Annotated in this window: 18 protein-coding genes and 1 pseudogene; 10 read left to right on the top strand and 9 right to left on the bottom strand. The window is 52.6% G+C overall.

What is annotated here, in order from left to right; translation table 11 throughout:
• A pseudogene (gene cysM, locus JTI85_RS21525) lies at positions 1–101 on the top strand (cysteine synthase B); the annotation flags it as partial.
• Between the two features lie 91 nt (positions 102–192).
• On the opposite strand, the gene JTI85_RS15890 reads toward cysM, so the two are convergent.
• Together JTI85_RS15890 and ptsJ are read right to left on the bottom strand one after the other, a co-directional pair.
• Entirely contained in the window at positions 193–909 is a 717-nt protein-coding gene (locus JTI85_RS15890; RefSeq protein ID WP_219351727.1) for a type 1 glutamine amidotransferase, read from the bottom strand.
• Between the two features lie 13 nt (positions 910–922).
• A complete protein-coding gene (ptsJ, locus tag JTI85_RS15885; RefSeq protein ID WP_219351726.1) occupies positions 923–2,215 on the bottom strand; it encodes a transcriptional regulator PtsJ in 1,293 nt (430 codons plus the stop codon).
• Positions 2,216–2,297: 82 nt separating this feature from the next.
• Between ptsJ and pdxK the strand changes: the two genes are divergently transcribed.
• Positions 2,298–3,164: a pyridoxine/pyridoxal/pyridoxamine kinase gene (pdxK, locus tag JTI85_RS15880; RefSeq protein ID WP_219351724.1), complete on the top strand. Its 867-nt coding sequence runs from the start codon at positions 2,298–2,300 to the stop codon at positions 3,162–3,164.
• Positions 3,161–3,400 carry a cytoplasmic protein gene (locus JTI85_RS15875; RefSeq protein WP_101742264.1) on the top strand — a complete coding sequence of 80 codons (240 nt, stop codon included), beginning with the start codon at positions 3,161–3,163 and terminating at the stop codon, positions 3,398–3,400. The genes pdxK and JTI85_RS15875 overlap by 4 nt, the downstream gene beginning before the upstream one ends.
• A gap of 61 nt (positions 3,401–3,461) precedes the next feature.
• On the opposite strand, the gene crr is transcribed toward JTI85_RS15875, so the two are convergent.
• The 5 genes from crr to cysZ form a co-directional block, all read right to left on the bottom strand.
• Entirely contained in the window at positions 3,462–3,971 is a 510-nt protein-coding gene (gene crr, locus JTI85_RS15870; RefSeq protein WP_000522253.1) for a PTS glucose transporter subunit IIA, read from the bottom strand.
• A gap of 40 nt (positions 3,972–4,011) precedes the next feature.
• Positions 4,012–5,739, bottom strand: a complete 1,728-nt coding sequence (gene ptsI, locus JTI85_RS15865) for a phosphoenolpyruvate-protein phosphotransferase PtsI (RefSeq protein ID WP_005121951.1) — start codon at positions 5,737–5,739, stop codon at positions 4,012–4,014.
• 45 nt (positions 5,740–5,784) lie between these two features.
• Positions 5,785–6,042: a phosphocarrier protein Hpr gene (gene ptsH / locus JTI85_RS15860; protein WP_002913505.1), complete on the bottom strand. Its 258-nt coding sequence runs from the start codon at positions 6,040–6,042 to the stop codon at positions 5,785–5,787.
• 383 nt (positions 6,043–6,425) lie between these two features.
• Positions 6,426–7,397: a cysteine synthase A gene (cysK, locus tag JTI85_RS15855; protein WP_003038091.1), complete on the bottom strand. Its 972-nt coding sequence runs from the start codon at positions 7,395–7,397 to the stop codon at positions 6,426–6,428.
• 163 nt (positions 7,398–7,560) lie between these two features.
• Complete coding sequence (gene cysZ, locus JTI85_RS15850; RefSeq protein ID WP_086523404.1) at positions 7,561–8,322, bottom strand: sulfate transporter CysZ; 762 nt, start codon at positions 8,320–8,322, stop codon at positions 7,561–7,563.
• Between the two features lie 230 nt (positions 8,323–8,552).
• On the opposite strand from cysZ, the gene zipA reads away from it, so the two are divergent.
• The 3 genes from zipA (at position 8,553) to JTI85_RS15835 (ending at position 11,864) form a co-directional block, all read left to right on the top strand.
• Positions 8,553–9,557, top strand: coding sequence for a cell division protein ZipA (gene zipA / locus JTI85_RS15845; RefSeq protein WP_121584870.1), 1,005 nt, complete (start codon positions 8,553–8,555; stop codon positions 9,555–9,557).
• Positions 9,558–9,628: 71 nt separating this feature from the next.
• Positions 9,629–11,644, top strand: coding sequence for an NAD-dependent DNA ligase LigA (ligA, locus tag JTI85_RS15840; protein WP_101742265.1), 2,016 nt, complete (start codon positions 9,629–9,631; stop codon positions 11,642–11,644).
• Position 11,645: 1 nt separating this feature from the next.
• Positions 11,646–11,864 (top strand): DUF3820 family protein, encoded by a 219-nt coding sequence (locus tag JTI85_RS15835; protein WP_219351722.1) that lies wholly within the window; start codon positions 11,646–11,648, stop codon positions 11,862–11,864.
• Here the strand turns inward: JTI85_RS15835 and JTI85_RS15830 are convergent.
• The gene (locus JTI85_RS15830; RefSeq protein WP_061068297.1) at positions 11,861–12,859 is read right to left on the bottom strand and encodes a bile acid:sodium symporter family protein; all 999 of its coding nucleotides are present in this window, start codon (positions 12,857–12,859) and stop codon (positions 11,861–11,863) included. The genes JTI85_RS15835 and JTI85_RS15830 overlap by 4 nt on opposite strands.
• Positions 12,860–12,948: 89 nt before the next feature.
• Here JTI85_RS15830 and JTI85_RS15825 point away from each other — a divergent pair, with 89 nt between their 5' ends.
• Entirely contained in the window at positions 12,949–13,875 is a 927-nt protein-coding gene (locus tag JTI85_RS15825) for a LysR family transcriptional regulator (RefSeq protein ID WP_048210991.1), read from the top strand.
• Here JTI85_RS15825 and JTI85_RS15820 read toward each other — a convergent pair.
• The gene (locus JTI85_RS15820; protein WP_048210992.1) at positions 13,866–14,204 is read right to left on the bottom strand and encodes a FlxA-like family protein; all 339 of its coding nucleotides are present in this window, start codon (positions 14,202–14,204) and stop codon (positions 13,866–13,868) included. The two genes, JTI85_RS15825 and JTI85_RS15820, sit on opposite strands and share 10 nt — an antisense overlap.
• Before the next feature lie 291 nt (positions 14,205–14,495).
• Here JTI85_RS15820 and xapA point away from each other — a divergent pair, with 291 nt between their 5' ends.
• The 3 genes from xapA to JTI85_RS15805 all read left to right on the top strand — a co-directional run.
• Positions 14,496–15,329, top strand: coding sequence for a xanthosine phosphorylase (gene xapA / locus JTI85_RS15815; RefSeq protein ID WP_048210993.1), 834 nt, complete (start codon positions 14,496–14,498; stop codon positions 15,327–15,329).
• 57 nt (positions 15,330–15,386) lie between these two features.
• Complete coding sequence (locus tag JTI85_RS15810; protein WP_101742267.1) at positions 15,387–16,643, top strand: nucleoside permease; 1,257 nt, start codon at positions 15,387–15,389, stop codon at positions 16,641–16,643.
• A 98-nt stretch (positions 16,644–16,741) separates the two neighbouring features.
• Positions 16,742–17,478, top strand: a 737-nt coding sequence (locus tag JTI85_RS15805; protein ID WP_219352588.1) for a LysR family transcriptional regulator, incomplete at its 3' end; no start/stop codon positions are given.

The raw sequence follows: 17,478 nt of genomic DNA, 5'->3' as shown, positions 1-17,478 counted from the left end.
CGGGAGCGGTGGTGGTGGCGATCATCTGCGATCGCGGCGATCGCTACCTTTCGACCGGCGTGTTTGGCGAAGAGCACTTTAACCAGGGATTAGGGATTTAGTTTGTAGGCCTGATAAGCATAGCGCCATCAGGCAAACGTACGGCACGATCGCCGGATGACGACGTAAAGCGTCTTATCCGGCCTGCCATAATCAATCGTTACGTTTTTCCACAAGCTTATCCAGGAACTGCCACAGCTTCTCATTCATCTGCTGATAATCCCATGCGCGCATCTCTTCAACAGAACGGATGAAACGCTTCCCTTTGGCTTCGGCTAACTCCTGCTCAGAGTGCTGAATTAATCCTTCGACCGCTTCGGCGGTAAACTCCATATGGCACTGAAAGCCATAGACAAAATTACCGTATTGTACGATTTGTCGTGGGCAGCCAACGCTTGTGGCAAGAATTGTCGCCTGGTCGGTTAATCCTGGCATATCGTTGTGCCAGTGACCGACCATCAGCGGCGATCCAAAGTGGGCGATCAGCGGGTGCGCTTTACCTGCTTCAGTCAGTGTAATGGGAAAATGACCAATCTCTTTTTCCGGGCTTTGACATACTTTCGCGCCCAGTGCTTCGCCAATGAGCTGTGAACCTAAGCAGATCCCCACCACAATTTTACGTGCCGCAATCGCCTGGTTGATCAGATGCTGCTCGGCCTGAGAGTCAAAATACGGGCACTCCGCCAGCGTGGTGCGAGGTGACTGCGGACCACCAAACACCACCAGCATATCGAAGCCGTCGGCGCTGGCGGGAACGGATTCTCCGGCATAGACGCGTGACCAACTTATGGCGTAACCACGTTCTTCGGCCCAGGGCAGGTATGCGCCAGCTGATTCAAAAGACTCATGAATAACAAAATGAACTCGCACGTTTTTTCTCCTGTTAGCGCTTCTGCGCCTGATGGATATCAGTCGCCAGCTTGTCAATGTCGCTGTCTGATAATGTTGACAGCGTAATGCGCAGACCGTGCGATGGTGTATTCACACCAAATACCTCGCCTTCGCGTACCAGCCAACCGGATTTTGCCAGGGCAAAAGCAAGTGATTGACTGTGGTGCGCCAGAGGCAGCCACAGATTCAGACCATCAGCGACGGGCAGATCAATGCCATATCCTCTGAGAGCGGTGGTCAGTTTTTGCTGCTGTGTTGCGTAAAACTGCTGAGTCTGCACCAGCTTATGTTGATACTCTTCGTCGCTCAGGCAGGCGCAGGCTAAATCCTGAAGCAGATGGCTGACCCACTGGCTACCGGAGTTGAGTCGTAACCGCAGTTTCGCTGAAGTGACCGGATCGCTGGCCACAATGGCCAGGCGTAAATCTGGTCCTAACGTTTTTGACATCGAGCGGACAACCGCCCAGTGCGTGGTTTCCTTCGCAATCACCGGATACCAGTGGCAAGCAGATAGCAGAGCAAAGTGGTCGTCGACGATCACCAGCGTCTGCGGATAGCGGGCCAGAATTTCCTGCAATTGCGCCGCGCGTGAGGCGCTCAGGCTGCATCCCGTTGGGTTGTGAGCCCGCGGCGTCAGGATCACCGCCCGCGCACCTCTTTGTAACGCAGCCTCCAGCATGTCGGGTTGCATGCCTTCGTTGTCTACGGTGACCGGGCTCGCTGAGAATCCCGCATAACGCAACATATTGATGCTACTTAAAAAGCAGGGATCTTCTACCGCGACGCTATCGCCCGGCAATAAATGGGCGCACAGTAGCCGTTCAATGGCATCAATAGCACCGCTGGTGATATCAATTTCCCCCACGCCAGGGAGGGCATCCTGCATCCAGCGTGTGGCCCAGGTTTTAAGCTCAGGCGATACGACGGCATCGCCATACAGACGTGGATTCTTATTTATTTGCGCGAAATAACGGCTGAGATCGGGGAGACAAGTTGGCGCAGGGTTACCGCCGGAAAGGTCGGTAAGCGGGGTATCCGGGTTTCCACCTTCCAGCGCAACGGGGGCAGAAATTTCTTTGATCACCGTGCCATTGCGTCCGAGGCTCTGCGCCAGTCCGGAGGTGACAAGGCGTTTATAAGCCGCCGCGACAGTATTACGGTTAACGTTCAATGCTGTTGCCAGTTCACGCACCGGTGGCAACGTTTCTCCTGCTGCCAACGTGCCTGTAGCGACATGTTGACGAATACTGTCAAAAATTTCGTTAGCGGTTTTTCCGTCGATCATTATTGACCTATGACAAAATGAATTTTAGCATATGACGATAATAGTGAGGCGTTAGCCCGCTGTCCAGCGAGAGGAGAGATTTATGGAGCAGGGGAGTGATATTCAGTCAGTGCTCTTCGACGACAAGCATCGGGCGTTACAAACCGATATTGTCGCCGTCCAGTCACAGGTGGTGTATGGCAGCGTAGGCAACAGTATCGCCGTCCCAGCCATCAAAGCGCAGGGATTACGCGTCACCGCGATCCCAACGGTGCTGTTCAGTAATACACCGCATTATGAGACCTTTTATGGTGGTGTTATCCCGGCCGACTGGTTTAGCGGCTATCTTCGCGCCTTAAATGAGCGCGATGCGTTACGTGAGCTAAAAGCGGTGACCACGGGGTATATGGGCAGTGCGGAACAAATCGCTCTGTTGGCACAGTGGCTGGAGACCGTTCGGGCTACCCACCCGGATCTGTGTATTCTGGTCGATCCGGTGATTGGCGATACGGACAGCGGCATGTACGTAAAGGCTGAAATACCGCAGGCGTATCGCAAACATCTGTTACCGCTGGCACAGGGACTGACGCCAAACGTGTTTGAGCTGCAGATATTGAGCGGTAAACCGTGTCGCACGCTGGATGAAGCGATATCGGCAGCCAAATCGCTGCTCACTGATACGCTGAAATGGGTGGTGATCACCAGCGCACCGGGAGAAACCGAGGAGGTCATTCAGGTTGCCGTTGTGACAGCTGAAACGGTTGAGGTGCTAGCCCATCCGCGGGTGAAAACGGACCTGAAGGGCACCGGCGATCTGTTCTGCGCTGAACTGGTGAGCGGTATCGTGCTGGGGAAACCACTCACTGCTGCCACGCATGACGCTGCACAGCGCGTACTGGAAGTGATGACGTGGACGCACCAGTGCTGTTGTGATGAATTAATTCTGCCACCGGCAGGGGAGTCGCGATGAAGAGTTACCGGCTGGTGGTTCGCCAGAATGGGCGTATGGTTGGACATTTTGACACCAGCGGGAAAGAAGCGCTGGAAGATATCTGCGTGGCGCGGGCCATGTTTGGCATTGCGGGTGGTTACGACTGTGAGTTGTTGGTGGCGGATTCGGAACGACGGATGCTGGAAAGCGGGCCGGAAGGCATGAAAATCCTGATGCGCGAAGCGTATTATCGACCGATGACCGCGCACATTTAATGGCGGATGAAGTGTATAAAAAAATGGCGCCAATCGGCGCCATTTTTCTCTGCGGCAAGAATTACTTCTTGATGCGGATAACCGGGGTTTCACCCACGGTCACGCTACCGGACAGTTTGATCAGTTCTTTGATTTCGTCCATGTTGGAGATAACAACCGGAGTCAGGGTAGACTTGGCTTTTTCTTCCAGCAGCGGCAGATCGAATTCAATAACCGGGTCGCCCACTTTCACGCGCTGACCTTCTTCAGCGATACGCTTGAAACCTTCGCCTTTCAGTTCAACGGTATCAATACCGAAGTGAACAAACAGCTCAATGCCGCTATCAGATTCGATAGAGAACGCATGGTTGGTTTCAAAGATTTTGCCGATGGTGCCATCTACAGGAGCAACCATTTTGTTACCGGTTGGTTTGATAGCAATACCATCACCAACGATTTTTTCAGCAAAAACTACATCCGGCACGTCTTCGATGTTGACGATCTCGCCAGAGAGCGGAGCAACAATCTCAATAGTTCCGGTGTCTTTCTTATCATCAGAAACCAGAGATTTCAGTTTATCGAACAAACCCATGATCTTCTCCTAAGCAGTAAATTGGGCCGCATCTCGTGGATTAGCAGATTGTTTTTTCTTCAATGAACTTGTTAACCAGCGTCATTAACTCGTCCGTTGTCGGTTGAGCAAGAGCCTGCTCTGCTAACACCTTCGCATCTTCGAAGTTCGTGTTACGGATAATCTTCTTAATGCGCGGGATAGAAATGGCGCTCATAGAGAATTCGTCCAGACCCATCCCCAGCAACAGAAGTGTAGCACGTTCGTCGCCTGCAAGCTCACCACACATGCCGGTCCATTTGCCTTCAGCATGAGAAGCATCAATAACTTGCTTGATCAGCGTCAGAACAGATGGCGACATCGGTTGGTAAAGGTGTGAAATCATATCATTACCACGGTCAACTGCCAGGGTGTACTGCGTTAAATCATTGGTACCGATACTAAAGAAATCAACTTCTTTGGCTAAATGACGCGCAATGGTTGCCGCAGCCGGTGTTTCCACCATCACGCCAATCTCAATGCTTTCGTCGAATGCTTTACCTTCGTCGCGCAGTTCCTGTTTGTAGATTTCGATCTCTTTGCGCAGTGCGCGCACTTCTTCAACAGAGATAATCATCGGGAACATGATGCGCAGTTTGCCGAAAGCAGAGGCACGCAGAATAGCGCGAACCTGGTCACGCAGGATCTCTTTACGATCCATCGCGATACGCACGGCACGCCAGCCCAGGAACGGGTTCTCTTCTTTCGGGAAATTCATGTACGGCAGTTCTTTATCGCCGCCAATGTCCATGGTACGGACGATAACCGCCTGAGAGCCACACGCTTCAGCAACGGCTTTATACGCAGCAAACTGTTCTTCTTCAGTTGGCAGCGATTCACGGTCCATGAACAGGAATTCGGTACGATACAGACCCACGCCTTCAGCGCCATTACGCTCAGCGCCTTCAACGTCACGAACGGTACCAATGTTGGCACACACTTCAACCTGATGTCCGTCCAGCGTGATAGCCGGCAGATCTTTCAGCTTAGCGAGTTCCGCTTTCTCGGTAGCAACCTGCTCCTGAACGGCACGCAGTTGTTCGATAACGTCGTTAGTTGGGTTGACGTAAACCTGATTGTTTACGGCATCCAGAATCAGATAGTCGTCGTTTTTCACCTGAGAGGTGACGCTACCAGTACCGACGATGGCAGGCAGTTCCAAAGAACGCGCCATGATTGAGGTATGAGAGGTACGTCCACCTGCGTCAGTGATGAAACCCAGCACCTTCTCGAGGTTCAGCTGTGCAGTTTCTGACGGGGTCAAGTCAGCGGCAACCAGGATAACTTCCTCCTGGATAGCGCTCAGGTCGATAATTGCCAGACCCAGGATGTTACGCAGCAGGCGTTTACCGATGTCACGTACGTCAGCCGCACGTTCTTTCAGGTATTCATCATCCAGCTCTTCCAGGGCTGTGGCCTGACCTTCGATAATCTCATGCGCAGCGGCGTCAGCCGTCATGTGCTTATCTTTAATCAGGGCTATGATTTCCTGCTCCAGCTCCTCATCTTCGAGCAGCATAATATGCCCTTCAAAGATGGCTTCTTTTTCTTCACCGAATGTTTCACCAGCTTTGGTTTTGATCGCTTCCAGTTGCGCAGATGCCTTGGCACGACCGCTCAGAAAACGTTCAACTTCCTGATCAACCTTGTCGGCAGAAATTTTTTTCCGGTCAATGACGATTTCGTCTTCTTTCAGCAGCAGTGCCTTGCCGAAAGCGATACCCGGGGATGCTAAAATGCCTGAAATCATAACCCTACCTTACTTGTGACTGATATTTAAAAGAACTCGTTGAACTTACTCGAGTTCAGCCATCAGTTTAACCAGATGCTCAACTGCTTTCTGCTCGTCTTCGCCTTCTGCGGAAAGGGTAACAACGGTGCCCTGAGTCAGGCCCAGAGTCTGCAGCTTAAACAGGCTTTTTGCGCTAGCGCTTTTGCCGTTGGAAGTCACAGTGATTTCAGACGTAAAGCCTTTTGCTTCTTTAACAAATTGAGCAGCAGGGCGAGTATGCAGACCGTTCGGAGCGGTAATGGTAACTTCTTGCTGGAACATTATATTTCCCCAACTTATAGGTTTAGTGTTGTGGAACTAAAGTCTAGCCTGGCGGTTCAACTTTAGCCTGTATTGTTAGCGTCGACGTAAACAGGACGCGACACAAAAGGAGTTCGGTGCAATCCGTTGCTGGCAACTTCTTGCCGCTGACGTTTCGTTCGTCATTAAACATTATGCCGCGAAAGGAAGAGTTGAACCAAATCATAAAATCGATTCAGCTAGCGCTTTTCCTGTAACGATTAATTTCGCGCATCAAAATAATTAGTTTGGTTAAATACCAGTTCCGGCGGGCTGAATCAATGCCAGGTGGGTTGAAACTTTGAAGCAGGCCACAAAAAAGCACCCAAAAGGGTGCTTTTTTACGCGTTTTTAACATGCTGGCATTACTGTTGCAGTTCTTTCTCAGTGAAGAGATCGGCAAACAGTGCTGTGCTCAGATAACGCTCACCCGATGACGGTAGAATAACCACTATATTCTTATTGGTAAAGGTTTCATCTTCCTGCAGCTTAAGCGCGGCAGCAACGGCAGCACCTGAAGAGATACCTGCCAGAATACCTTCTTCTTCCATCAGGCGACGCGCAGTAGAGATTGCTTCATCATTGGTGATAGCGACGACTTTATCGATAAGTTTCAGATCAAGGTTGCCTGGAATGAAGCCTGCACCGATGCCCTGAATTTTATGTGGACCTGGTTTAAGTTCTTCACCCGCCAGCGCCTGGGCGATAACTGGAGAGTCTGTCGGCTCAACGGCAACGGTGATGAGGTCCGTTTTGCCCTTGGTCCCTTTAATGTAGCGAGTCACCCCGGTCAGCGTACCGCCGGTACCTACGCCAGAGATAAACACATCAACCTGACCATCGGTATCTTCCCAGATTTCCGGGCCGGTAGTTTTCTCGTGGATTTCCGGGTTAGCCGGGTTGCTGAATTGCTGAAGCAGCAGGAATTTTTCTGGGTCGCTGGCAACAATCTCTTCTGCCTTTTGAATCGCGCCCTTCATGCCTTTCGCGCCTTCGGTCAGCACCAGGTTTGCACCCAATGCCTTCAGCAATTTGCGACGCTCAATGCTCATGGTTTCTGGCATCGTCAGGGTGAGTTTGTAACCACGGGCGGCAGCAACGTAGGCCAGCGCGATCCCGGTGTTGCCGCTGGTTGGTTCGACCAACTCAACGCCCGGCTTCAGTACACCACGTTTTTCGGCATCCCAAATCATATTGGCACCGATACGGCATTTGACGCTGAAGCTCGGGTTACGTGACTCCACCTTCGCCAGAATGCGTCCGTTACCGATACGGTTCAGTCGAACCAGCGGCGTATGACCGATAGTCAGCGAGTTGTCTTCAAAAATCTTACTCATGGCCTGTCCTTAACTGTATGAAATTGGGATACCGCTTCAGCATACCTGTTGAGAAAGTATGGGGAAGTAAGGATTTAGCATATCTATATTCAGAAAGGAAATATTCGACGTCAGTATGGAATAAGGGACGGCATAAGCCCCCCCTGTTTTACACATTTTTGCATTACTTCCATAACGCGTGTTTAGCACGATAGCAGTCTACCCACATCGCCGTGGCACCACAAACCGCAACCGGCATGATGAACAGATTGAGCACCGGGATCATCGTAAACAGACTGGTTAGCGCACCGAACTGCATGTTGGTGACTTTGCGTGTGCGCAGGGCGATACGCATCTCTTTAAAGGGCACTTTGTGGTTGTCGAACGGATAATCACAATATTGAATAGCCAGCATCCACGCACTGAACAGGAACCACAGTACCGGGGCAACGGTCTGCCCCACGCCGGGGATAAAATAGAGGAGCAGTAACACAAAGGCGCGCGGGAGATACCACGCCAGCTTTTGCCATTCGCGCTTCATAATACGGGGCACATCTTTCATGATGCCAAGAACGCCAGTGTCAGGCGGTGTTGCACCTGTCAGGCGGGCTTCGAGTTGTTCCGCCAACAAGCCGTTAAACGGTGCGGCAATCCAGTTGGCGATGGTAGAGAACAGGTAGCCAAACACCAGTAGCACGGAGATCGTGACAATCGGCCATAGCAAATAGCTAAGCCACTGTAGCCAGTTCGGGACGTGGCTCATCAGCGCAGGGATCCAACTGTCCAGTTGCGTAAACAGCCACCAGAATGCGCCGCCCATTAGCAGAATATTCACCAGTAAAGGCAGGATAACAAAGCGACGAATTCCCGGTTGAGTGATGAGTTTCCATCCCTGAGAAAAGTAATAAAAACCGCTGCGAGGTACAACTGCAGATGATGAAACCATGGTCAGGACATACTCCTTGTTATATGAGCTCTGGTAAACTTTGCGTATCTTACCGGGTTGTTGAGCGTTAGGCTGTTCAGAAATGTTCGAAAAAACAGCAAAAAGCACGTTTTTATTCATCTTTATGCCGTGAAAGCCAAGAGTGCACTTGCACTTGGCGTAATCGGCAAATACTCTTAGTGAGTAAATGTTTGCCGTGGTGGCAAGGTGTTAGAACAACAGAGAATATAATGATGCAGGATTTGCGTCTGATATTAATCATTGTTGGCGCGATCGCCATAATCGCTTTACTGGTACATGGTTTCTGGACTAGCCGTAAAGAACGGTCTTCTATATTCCGCGATCGCCCACTGAAACGCATGAAGTCTAAACGTGATGACGAGGATTCCTACGACGACAACGTCGAGGAAGACGAAGGCGTGGGCGAAGTCCGCGTGCATCGTGTGAATCATGCTCCCGGCAGCGCTCAGGAACATGGTGTTCCTCCTCAGTCGCCGCAACACCAGTACCAGCCGCCTTATGCGTCTGCTCAGCCGCGTCAACACGCGCAGCAGCCTGCACAAGCGCCTGTACCGCCGCCGCATGTTCAGCAGCCGCCGCAGCCCGTACAACCGCAGCAGCCGGTGCAACATCAGCCTGTTCAGCAGCAACCTGCGCAGCAGCCGATGCAACATCAGCCCGTTGCGCCGCAGGTTCAGCAGCCCGCGCCACAACCTGCGCCACAGACCTTCCAGCCAGCAGAGCCTGTTGTTGAACAGCAACCGCAGCCTGAACCGGTTGTTGAAGAAGCGCCCGTAGCTGAAAAACCGCAGCGTAAAGAAGCGGTCATCATTATGAACGTTGCGGCGCATCACGGCAGCGAGCTCAACGGTGAAGTGTTGCTCAACAGCATTCAGCAGGCTGGTTTTAAATTTGGCGATATGAATATTTTCCATCGTCATCTCAGCCCGGATGGTAGTGGCCCGTCGCTGTTCAGTCTTGCCAATATGGTTAACCCAGGGACGTTTGACCCTGAGATGACCGGCGATTTCAGCACGCCGGGCGTCACTATCTTTATGCAGGTTCCGTCCTATGGTGACGAGCTGCAAAACTTCAAGCTGATGCTGCAGTCCGCACAGCACATTGCCGATGAAGTGGGCGGTGTGGTGCTCGACGATCAACGTCGTATGATGACGCCGCAGAAACTGCGCGAGTATCAGGACCGCATCCGCGAAGTTAAAGAATCTCACGCCTGATTTTCCTCTGGCGTGACCTCTCCTTTCTGAACCCCCGCCTGTCGGGGGTTTTTTATCATTGATGGTGCGATATGGAATCAATCGAACAACAACTGACAGAACTGCGAACCACGCTTCGCCATCATGAGTATCTCTACCATGTGATGGATGCGCCGGAAATTCCTGATGCGGAATACGATCGTCTGCTGCGCGAACTGCGTGAACTGGAAGCGCAGCATCCTGAACTTGTCACGCCCGATTCACCCACCCAGCGCGTAGGTGCCGCACCACTGGCGGCATTCAGCCAGATCCGTCATGAAGTGCCGATGCTGTCGCTGGATAACGTGTTTGATGAGGAGAGTTTTCTCGCTTTCAATAAGCGCGTTCAGGACAGACTGAAGAGCACGGATAAACTGACCTGGTGCTGCGAGCTTAAGCTGGACGGCCTGGCGGTCAGTATCCTGTATGAAAACGGTGTGCTGGTCAGCGCGGCAACGCGTGGTGATGGTACGACTGGCGAGGACATTACCTCGAACGTGCGCACCATCCGCGCGATCCCGTTAAAACTGCGTGGCGATAATATTCCGGCTCGCCTGGAAGTGCGCGGCGAAGTGTTTTTGCCGCAGGCCGGGTTTGAAAAAATCAACGAAGAAGCCCGCCGCACTGGCAACAAAGTGTTTGCTAACCCGCGTAACGCGGCGGCTGGGTCACTGCGTCAGCTCGATCCACGTATTACAGCGAAGCGACCGCTTACTTTCTTCTGCTATGGCGTCGGCGTGCTGGAAGGCGGCGAACTGCCCGATACCCATCTGGGTCGCCTGCTGCAGTTTAAAGCGTGGGGCCTCCCGGTCAGCAACAGGGTAACGTTGTGCGACTCTCCGGAGGAAGTACTCGCTTACTATCATAAGGTTGAAGAAGACCGGCCAACGCTTGGATTCGATATTGACGGCGTGGTTGTCAAAGTCAACTCCATGGCGCTGCAGGAGCAACTGGGCTTTGTTGCCCGCGCACCGCGCTGGGCGGTGGCTTTTAAGTTCCCGGCGCAGGAACAGATGACTTTTGTTCGCGACGTTGAGTTTCAGGTCGGTCGTACCGGCGCGATTACGCCTGTCGCCCGCCTCGAGCCAGTGCAGGTTGCCGGGGTGCTGGTGAGTAACGCAACGCTGCATAACGCTGACGAAATCGAGCGGCTGGGTTTGCGTATTGGCGACAAAGTTGTTATTCGCCGTGCGGGCGATGTCATCCCGCAGGTGGTGAACGTCGTACTCTCCGAACGCCCGGAAGATACGCGCGAAATCGAGTTTCCCACCCACTGTCCGGTATGCAACTCTGACGTTGAGCGTGTGGAAGGAGAAGCGGTTACTCGTTGTACCGGAGGTTTAATCTGCGGGGCACAGCGGAAGGAATCATTGAAACACTTCGTTTCCCGCCGTGCGCTGGATGTTGACGGTATGGGCGACAAAATTATCGATCAACTGGTCGAGAAAGAGTACGTGCACACACCAGCGGATCTGTTCACGCTGACCGCCGGTAAGCTGACCGGCCTCGATCGTATGGGGCCGAAGTCTGCGCAAAACGTGGTGAATGCGCTGGAAAAAGCGAAAGAGACCACGTTTGCCCGTTTCCTCTACGCGCTGGGTATTCGTGAAGTCGGCGAAGCGACGGCTGCGGGTCTGGCTGCATATTTCGGCACGCTCGACGCGCTGGAAGCCGCCTCTGTTGAAGAGCTGCAAAAAGTGCCGGATGTCGGCATCGTGGTGGCGACCCACGTGTTTAATTTCTTTGCCGAAGAGAGTAACCGCGAGGTGATCGTCCAGCTTTTGGAGCAGGGGATTCACTGGCCAGCGCCGGTGGTTATCAACGCTGAAGAAATCGACAGCCCGTTTGCCGGTAAAACGATTGTGCTGACTGGTAGCCTGAGCCTGATGTCACGCGATGACGCCAAAGCGCGTCTGACCGAGCTGGGGGCAAAAGTGGCCGGTAGCGTGTCGAAGAAAACCGATCTAGTGATTGCGGGGGAAGCGGCGGGCTCTAAACTGGCAAAAGCGCAGGAGTTGGGCATTGCCGTTATCGACGAAGCTGAAATGATCCGCTTGCTGGGTGCCTGAGATGGAAAAAGAGCAGCTGGTAGAGATCGCCAATACCGTCATGCCCTTTGGCAAATATAAAGGGCGTCGGCTGATTGACATTCCGGAAGAGTATCTGCTGTGGTTTGCCCGTAAGGATGAATTTCCGCCGGGCAAACTGGGTGAGCTGATGCAAATCACGCTGCTGATTAAAACTGAGGGGCTGACGCAGCTGGTTCAGCCCCTGAAACGCCCGCTTTAGGCCTTCGCGGCGCGGCTCTTCTGCTGCGCCTGCAGCGCGTCCGTCTGTTGTTTGTAGCGACGCGCCAGCACGGCGCACACCATCAGCTGAATTTGGTGGAAAATCATCAATGGCAGCACCATCATACCAATTACCGATGTCGGAAACAGGATGTTTGCCATGGGGATCCCGTTGGCCAGACTTTTCTTCGATCCGCAGAAGACAATAGTGATTTCATCAGCTTTGCTGAAACCGCATTTCCTCGCGACAAAGACGTTGATAGCAATCACGATTGCCAGCAATATGATGCTAACAACCACGATAAACAGCAGTGAACCGACCCCCACTTTGTGCCAGATCCCATTAACCACGGCCTCACTGAAGGCGGAGTAAACCACCAGTAAAATGGAAGATTGATCCGTTTTTGCGATCCATTTTTTATGTTTTGACACCCAGTTGCCAATCCACGGTCGGGAGAGATGCCCCAGCACGAACGGCAGCAGCAGCTGCAGCATGATTTTCCCCACCTGTTCCAGGCTGCCTTCTGCGCCATGCATATTCATGACCAGGCCTACCAGCAGCGGCGAAAGAAAGATACCCAACAGGCTGGAGGCCGAAGCGGAACACACGGCGGCGGCAACGTTACCGCCTGCCATTGAGGTAAAGGCGATAGCCGACTGCACCGTGGCGGGCAAAATACACAGGTACAGGAATCCGGTGTACAGCATCGGGTCAACGTTGACGGGCGCCCACCAGGCGAACAGGACGCCCAGCACCGGGAAGACAACGAACGTGCTGCACATCACCCACAGATGCAAACGCCAGTGGCTACCGCCGGCAATAATCGCCTCACGAGAGAGTTTTGCGCCGTGCATAAAAAACAGCAGCGCAATGGCGGCGGTAGTTAAGCCTTCAAAGAAAGGCACAAAGCCACCTTCGGCCGGGAAAAACGACGCCAGTAAAACAACGGTAATCAGCGTTATCGTGAACGGATCAAGAATACGAAAAAGTTTCATAAAGACTCCTGAAATTCGGTAGCAACATTTTGCGTTTTTCCGTTTGAGAAATAAAATTGATTTATTGCATCTATATATGAATAGAATCGATGAATTATTCTTTGCGTCAATTACGTATCTTTGTCACCGTCGCTCAGGCCAAAAGTTTTAGCCGGGCGGGGGATATCATCGGCTTAAGCCAGTCGGCGGTCAGCCACAGCGTGAAAGAGCTGGAAGGGCAGACGGGTGTGCGGTTGTTAGATAGAACAACGCGGGAAGTGGTGCTGACGGAGGCGGGGCACCAGTTGGCGGCGAGGCTGGAACGTATTCTGGATGAACTGCACAGTACGCTGCGTGAAGCAGGCCAGGTGGGAACGCAGTTAACCGGTACGGTGCGGGTTGCTGCCAGCCAGACGATTTCCGCGCATCTCATTCCGCAGTGTATTGCGCAGAGCAACCAGCTTTATCCGGCAATCGATTTTGTCCTGCATGACCGGCCACAGCAGTGGGTACTGGAGAGTATTCGTCAGGGAGAGGTGGATTTTGGCATTGTGATTGACCCGGGTGCCGTGACCGATCTGCAGTGTGAAGCCGTACTGTCCGAACCGTTCCTGCTGCTGTGTCGCCATGATCATCCGTTAGCCCAACGTGAGTGGGTAAACTGGCAGGATTTGTACCACGAACGTCTGGTGTTACAGGATTACGCTTCCGGCAGCCGACCGCTGATCGATGCGGCGTTGGCCCATTTTTCCATTGATGCCAATATTGTTCAGGAGATTGGACACCCGGCAACGCTGTTCCCAATGGTGGAGGCGGGGATTGGCATCAGCGTGCTGCCCGCACTGGCGCTCCCCTTACCGCAGGGTAGCCACTTGCAGGTTAAGCGCCTGACGCCTGTTGTGGAACGACAACTGATGTTGGCGCGGCGCAAAAATCGCTCTCTCTCAACCGCCGCTCAGGCATTGTGGGACGTGGTGCGAATGCAGGCCAGTGAATTAACCGCCGGTCGTGCCCGCGATCCGTTGTATCAGATATAAATATCGACCTGATGTTGGTCGGAAGCCGTGTTGATGCCTTCAGCTTTTCTCTGATCGGCGCTTTGCTTTTGCTGCGACTCCTCGGCCTGCCGACGCAACAATTGATCCAACTGGGCTTGTAACATCTTGATTTGGGTCTGAATAAGTTCCTGCTGCTCGCGTTTCTGCTCAATAGTGCCACTGCTGTTGGGGATATCTTTGAGCTGCTGGGTTAGCTTGGTTATCTTTTGGGTGATTTGCGCAATCTGTGCGGAGATATCATTCCCGGCTGGTGCTTTTCCGCCGCTACTGCTTTGAACAGTTGGGGTGGAAACGTTGATAGTTGTCATACGGATTCCTCACGCCATAAAACATGAGTATCGGCATTAGTGAACAGAACTTCAGCGACAATACGGCCGAGCAGAGTTTAATAATAAAAATCCCAAATCTGCATGTATCTCTATTTCTGTGCCATTTCTGGCCCGAAAAAAATGTGATTTCAGGCTGGTTTAGTGCGACTCATCCATACCGATTTACTATCGGTTGTCGGGATAAACGGTATTGGTAATCGATTGCGTAGTCTCGCTATAACAGTGCGGTACGCGACATTATTTTCGACTACTCAGTATTAAGGACATCTCATGAGTCACTCTCTTTTCTCGCAAAATCCCTGGTACAGCGCCGACATCATTCGTAGTTGCAAACCCGATTTCACGCCGCGCGTAGCCTTTATTCTTGGCTCAGGCCTCGGCGCGTTGGCGGATCAAATCGAGGATGCAGTGGCCATCTCTTACGAGAAATTGCCGGGATTCCCTGTCAGTACCGTACATGGTCATGCCGGTGAGCTGGTGCTGGGAAATCTGGCCGGTATTCCAGTGGCCTGTATGAAAGGGCGTGGGCATTTTTATGAAGGTCGCGGCATGACGGTGATGACCGATGCCATTCGCACACTGAAGCTGCTGGGCTGTGAACTGTTATTTTGTACCAATGCCGCAGGCTCCCTCCGCCCTGAAGTTGGGCCGGGTAGTCTGGTTGCGCTTAGCGATCACATCAATACGATGCCGGGTACACCGATGGTGGGACTTAACGATGAGCGTTTTGGTGAGCGATTCTTTTCGCTGGCGAATGCCTATGATGCTGACTATCGTGCGATCCTGCAAACCGTCGCCGCAGAAGAAGGGTTTCCGCTGAGCGAAGGGGTGTTTGTCTCTTATCCGGGGCCAAACTTTGAAACGGCGGCAGAAATCCGCATGATGCAAATTATTGGCGGCGATGTGGTGGGGATGTCGGTGGTGCCTGAGGTTATCTCTGCGCGCCACTGCGGTCTGAAAGTGGTTGCGGTGGCTGCCATCACCAACCTGGCGGAAGGTTTGGGGGATGTGAAGTTATCTCACGCGCAGACGCTGGCGGCAGCGGAACTCTCGCAGCAGAATTTTATCAATCTGATCTGCGGCTTTTTGCGCAAACTGGCCTGAATAATTAAAACATGACCCCGCTTGCGGGGTCTTACTTTTTTGGCAAGGAACGGAAAAATGGGTATCGCATCTCGCTTAAAGCTCATGTCGTTTTTGCAATATTTTATCTGGGGTAGCTGGCTGGTTACCCTGGGTTCTTACATGATTAACACCCTGGATTTTACCGGCGCGAATGTGGGTATGGTCTACAGCTCGAAAGGTCTGGCAGCGATTATTATGCCGGGCATTATGGGGATCATCGCCGATAAGTGGCTGCGTGCCGAGCGCGCTTATATGCTGTGTCACCTGGTGTGTGCTGGCGTGTTGCTGTACGCCACAACCGTTACCGATCCACAGACCATGTTCTGGGTGATGTTGGTTAACGCGATGGCGTATATGCCGACGATTGCGTTATCGAACAGCGTTTCATATTCATGCCTTGCACAATCGGGTCAGGATCCGGTCACCGCGTTCCCGCCAATTCGTGTATTTGGCACGATTGGTTTTATTGTGGCGATGTGGACGGTCAGCTTAATGGGGCTGGAGCTGAGCAGCGCGCAGCTGTATATCGCTTCAGGCGCATCGCTGCTGCTGGCTCTGTATGCGCTGACGTTGCCGAAAATACCGGTTGCGGAGAAAAAAGAATCCGCCACGCTGGCCAGTAAGCTGGGGCTGGATGCGTTTGTTTTGTTTAAAAATCCGCGCATGGCAATTTTCTTTTTGTTTGCCATGATGCTGGGGGCGGTGCTGCAAATTACCAACGTCTTTGGTAATCCGTTCCTGCATGATTTCGCCCGTAACCCTGAGTTTGCCAACAGCTTTGTGGTGAAATATCCCTCCATTTTGCTGTCGGTTTCTCAGATGGCGGAAGTGGGCTTTATCCTCACTATCCCGTTCTTCCTCAAACGCTTTGGCATCAAAACGGTGATGCTGATGAGCATGCTGGCGTGGACGCTGCGCTTTGGCTTCTTTGCCTTTGGCGATCCGTCCCCGTTTGGCTTTGTGTTGCTGCTTATGTCGATGATCGTTTACGGCTGCGCGTTTGATTTCTTCAACATCTCCGGGTCGGTATTTGTCGAGCAGGAAGTTGACTCAAGCATTCGCGCCAGCGCCCAGGGGCTGTTTATGACGATGGTAAATGGCATTGGCGCGTGGGTGGGTTCAATCCTGAGCGGGATGGCAGTGGACTATTTTTCTGTCGATGGCGTCAAGGATTGGCAAACTATCTGGCTGGTGTTTGCCGCTTACGCGCTGGTCCTGGCGGTTATTTTTGCATTGTTCTTTAAATATAAGCATGAGCCTGAACGACTGGCGCAGAAATCACCGGCACATTAATGCTCCTTTAGCGGCGGGTTCTGATACCCGCCGTTTCATTTTCTGCGATGCAATGTGGTAACTTTGCGCATTATTCTTCACTCAGGAGCGCATTATCCATGGAACGCACGCACCGCATCGATCTGAAGTTACTGCGTTATTTTCTTGCCGTCGCAGAAGAACTGCATTTTGGACGCGCTGCTGCTCGCCTGAATATGTCGCAACCGCCGCTCAGTACGCATATCAAAGAGCTGGAACAGCAGCTCGGCACGTTGCTATTTATCCGTCATTCCCGCAGCGTGGCGTTAACCCACGCCGGAAAAATTTTGATGGAAGAATCGCGCAGACTGTTATCCAGTGCTAATCAGGCGCTGGCACGAGTGGAACAGATTGGTCGCGGTGAGGCAGGCCGAATTGAGCTTGGCGTCATTGGTACCGCAATGTGGGGAAAAATGCGTCCGGTGATGCGGCGTTTTCTGAAGGAAAATCCCAACGTTGAGGTGCAGTTTCGCGAGAACATGCCTGCCATGCAGATGACGATGCTGGAAAGACGTGAACTGGATGCGGGAATTTGGCGTATGGCTACTGAACCTTCTCCCGGATTTACCAGCCTGCGCTTACATGAATCCTCATTTTTGGTGGCCATGCCGGAAGAACATGCTCTTACCGCCTGTGGATCCGTACCGCTGGAAGCGTTGAGAAATGAATATTTTGTCACAATGCCCTCCATTCATACCGACTGGGCATTTTTACAGCGCGTTTGCCTGAGCGCCGGATTTTCACCGATGATTATTCGTGAGGTGAGGGAGCCGCAAACGGTGCTGGCGATGATTAGCATGGGGATTGGGATTACGCT

This window comes from Citrobacter sp. Colony219, assembly GCF_019382635.1.
GTDB classification, from domain to species: Bacteria; Pseudomonadota; Gammaproteobacteria; order Enterobacterales; family Enterobacteriaceae; genus Citrobacter; species Citrobacter youngae.
This window is presented reverse-complemented; position numbering and strand designations above follow the sequence as displayed.

Coding starts and splice junctions, on each gene's coding strand:
- pdxK (WP_219351724.1), top strand. CDS start 2,298: ATGGAGCAGGGGAGTGATATTCAGTCAGTGCTCTTCGACGACAAGCAT.
- zipA (WP_121584870.1), top strand. CDS start 8,553: ATGATGCAGGATTTGCGTCTGATATTAATCATTGTTGGCGCGATCGCC.
- ligA (WP_101742265.1), top strand. CDS start 9,629: ATGGAATCAATCGAACAACAACTGACAGAACTGCGAACCACGCTTCGC.
- cysZ (WP_086523404.1), bottom strand. CDS start 8,322: ATGGTTTCATCATCTGCAGTTGTACCTCGCAGCGGTTTTTATTACTTT.
- JTI85_RS15830 (WP_061068297.1), bottom strand. CDS start 12,859: ATGAAACTTTTTCGTATTCTTGATCCGTTCACGATAACGCTGATTACC.
- crr (WP_000522253.1), bottom strand. CDS start 3,971: ATGGGTTTGTTCGATAAACTGAAATCTCTGGTTTCTGATGATAAGAAA.
- JTI85_RS15810 (WP_101742267.1), top strand. CDS start 15,387: ATGGGTATCGCATCTCGCTTAAAGCTCATGTCGTTTTTGCAATATTTT.
- ptsH (WP_002913505.1), bottom strand. CDS start 6,042: ATGTTCCAGCAAGAAGTTACCATTACCGCTCCGAACGGTCTGCATACT.
- JTI85_RS15825 (WP_048210991.1), top strand. CDS start 12,949: ATGAATTATTCTTTGCGTCAATTACGTATCTTTGTCACCGTCGCTCAG.
- cysK (WP_003038091.1), bottom strand. CDS start 7,397: ATGAGTAAGATTTTTGAAGACAACTCGCTGACTATCGGTCATACGCCG.
- ptsI (WP_005121951.1), bottom strand. CDS start 5,739: ATGATTTCAGGCATTTTAGCATCCCCGGGTATCGCTTTCGGCAAGGCA.
- xapA (WP_048210993.1), top strand. CDS start 14,496: ATGAGTCACTCTCTTTTCTCGCAAAATCCCTGGTACAGCGCCGACATC.
- JTI85_RS15835 (WP_219351722.1), top strand. CDS start 11,646: ATGGAAAAAGAGCAGCTGGTAGAGATCGCCAATACCGTCATGCCCTTT.
- ptsJ (WP_219351726.1), bottom strand. CDS start 2,215: ATGATCGACGGAAAAACCGCTAACGAAATTTTTGACAGTATTCGTCAA.
- JTI85_RS15875 (WP_101742264.1), top strand. CDS start 3,161: ATGAAGAGTTACCGGCTGGTGGTTCGCCAGAATGGGCGTATGGTTGGA.
- JTI85_RS15820 (WP_048210992.1), bottom strand. CDS start 14,204: ATGACAACTATCAACGTTTCCACCCCAACTGTTCAAAGCAGTAGCGGC.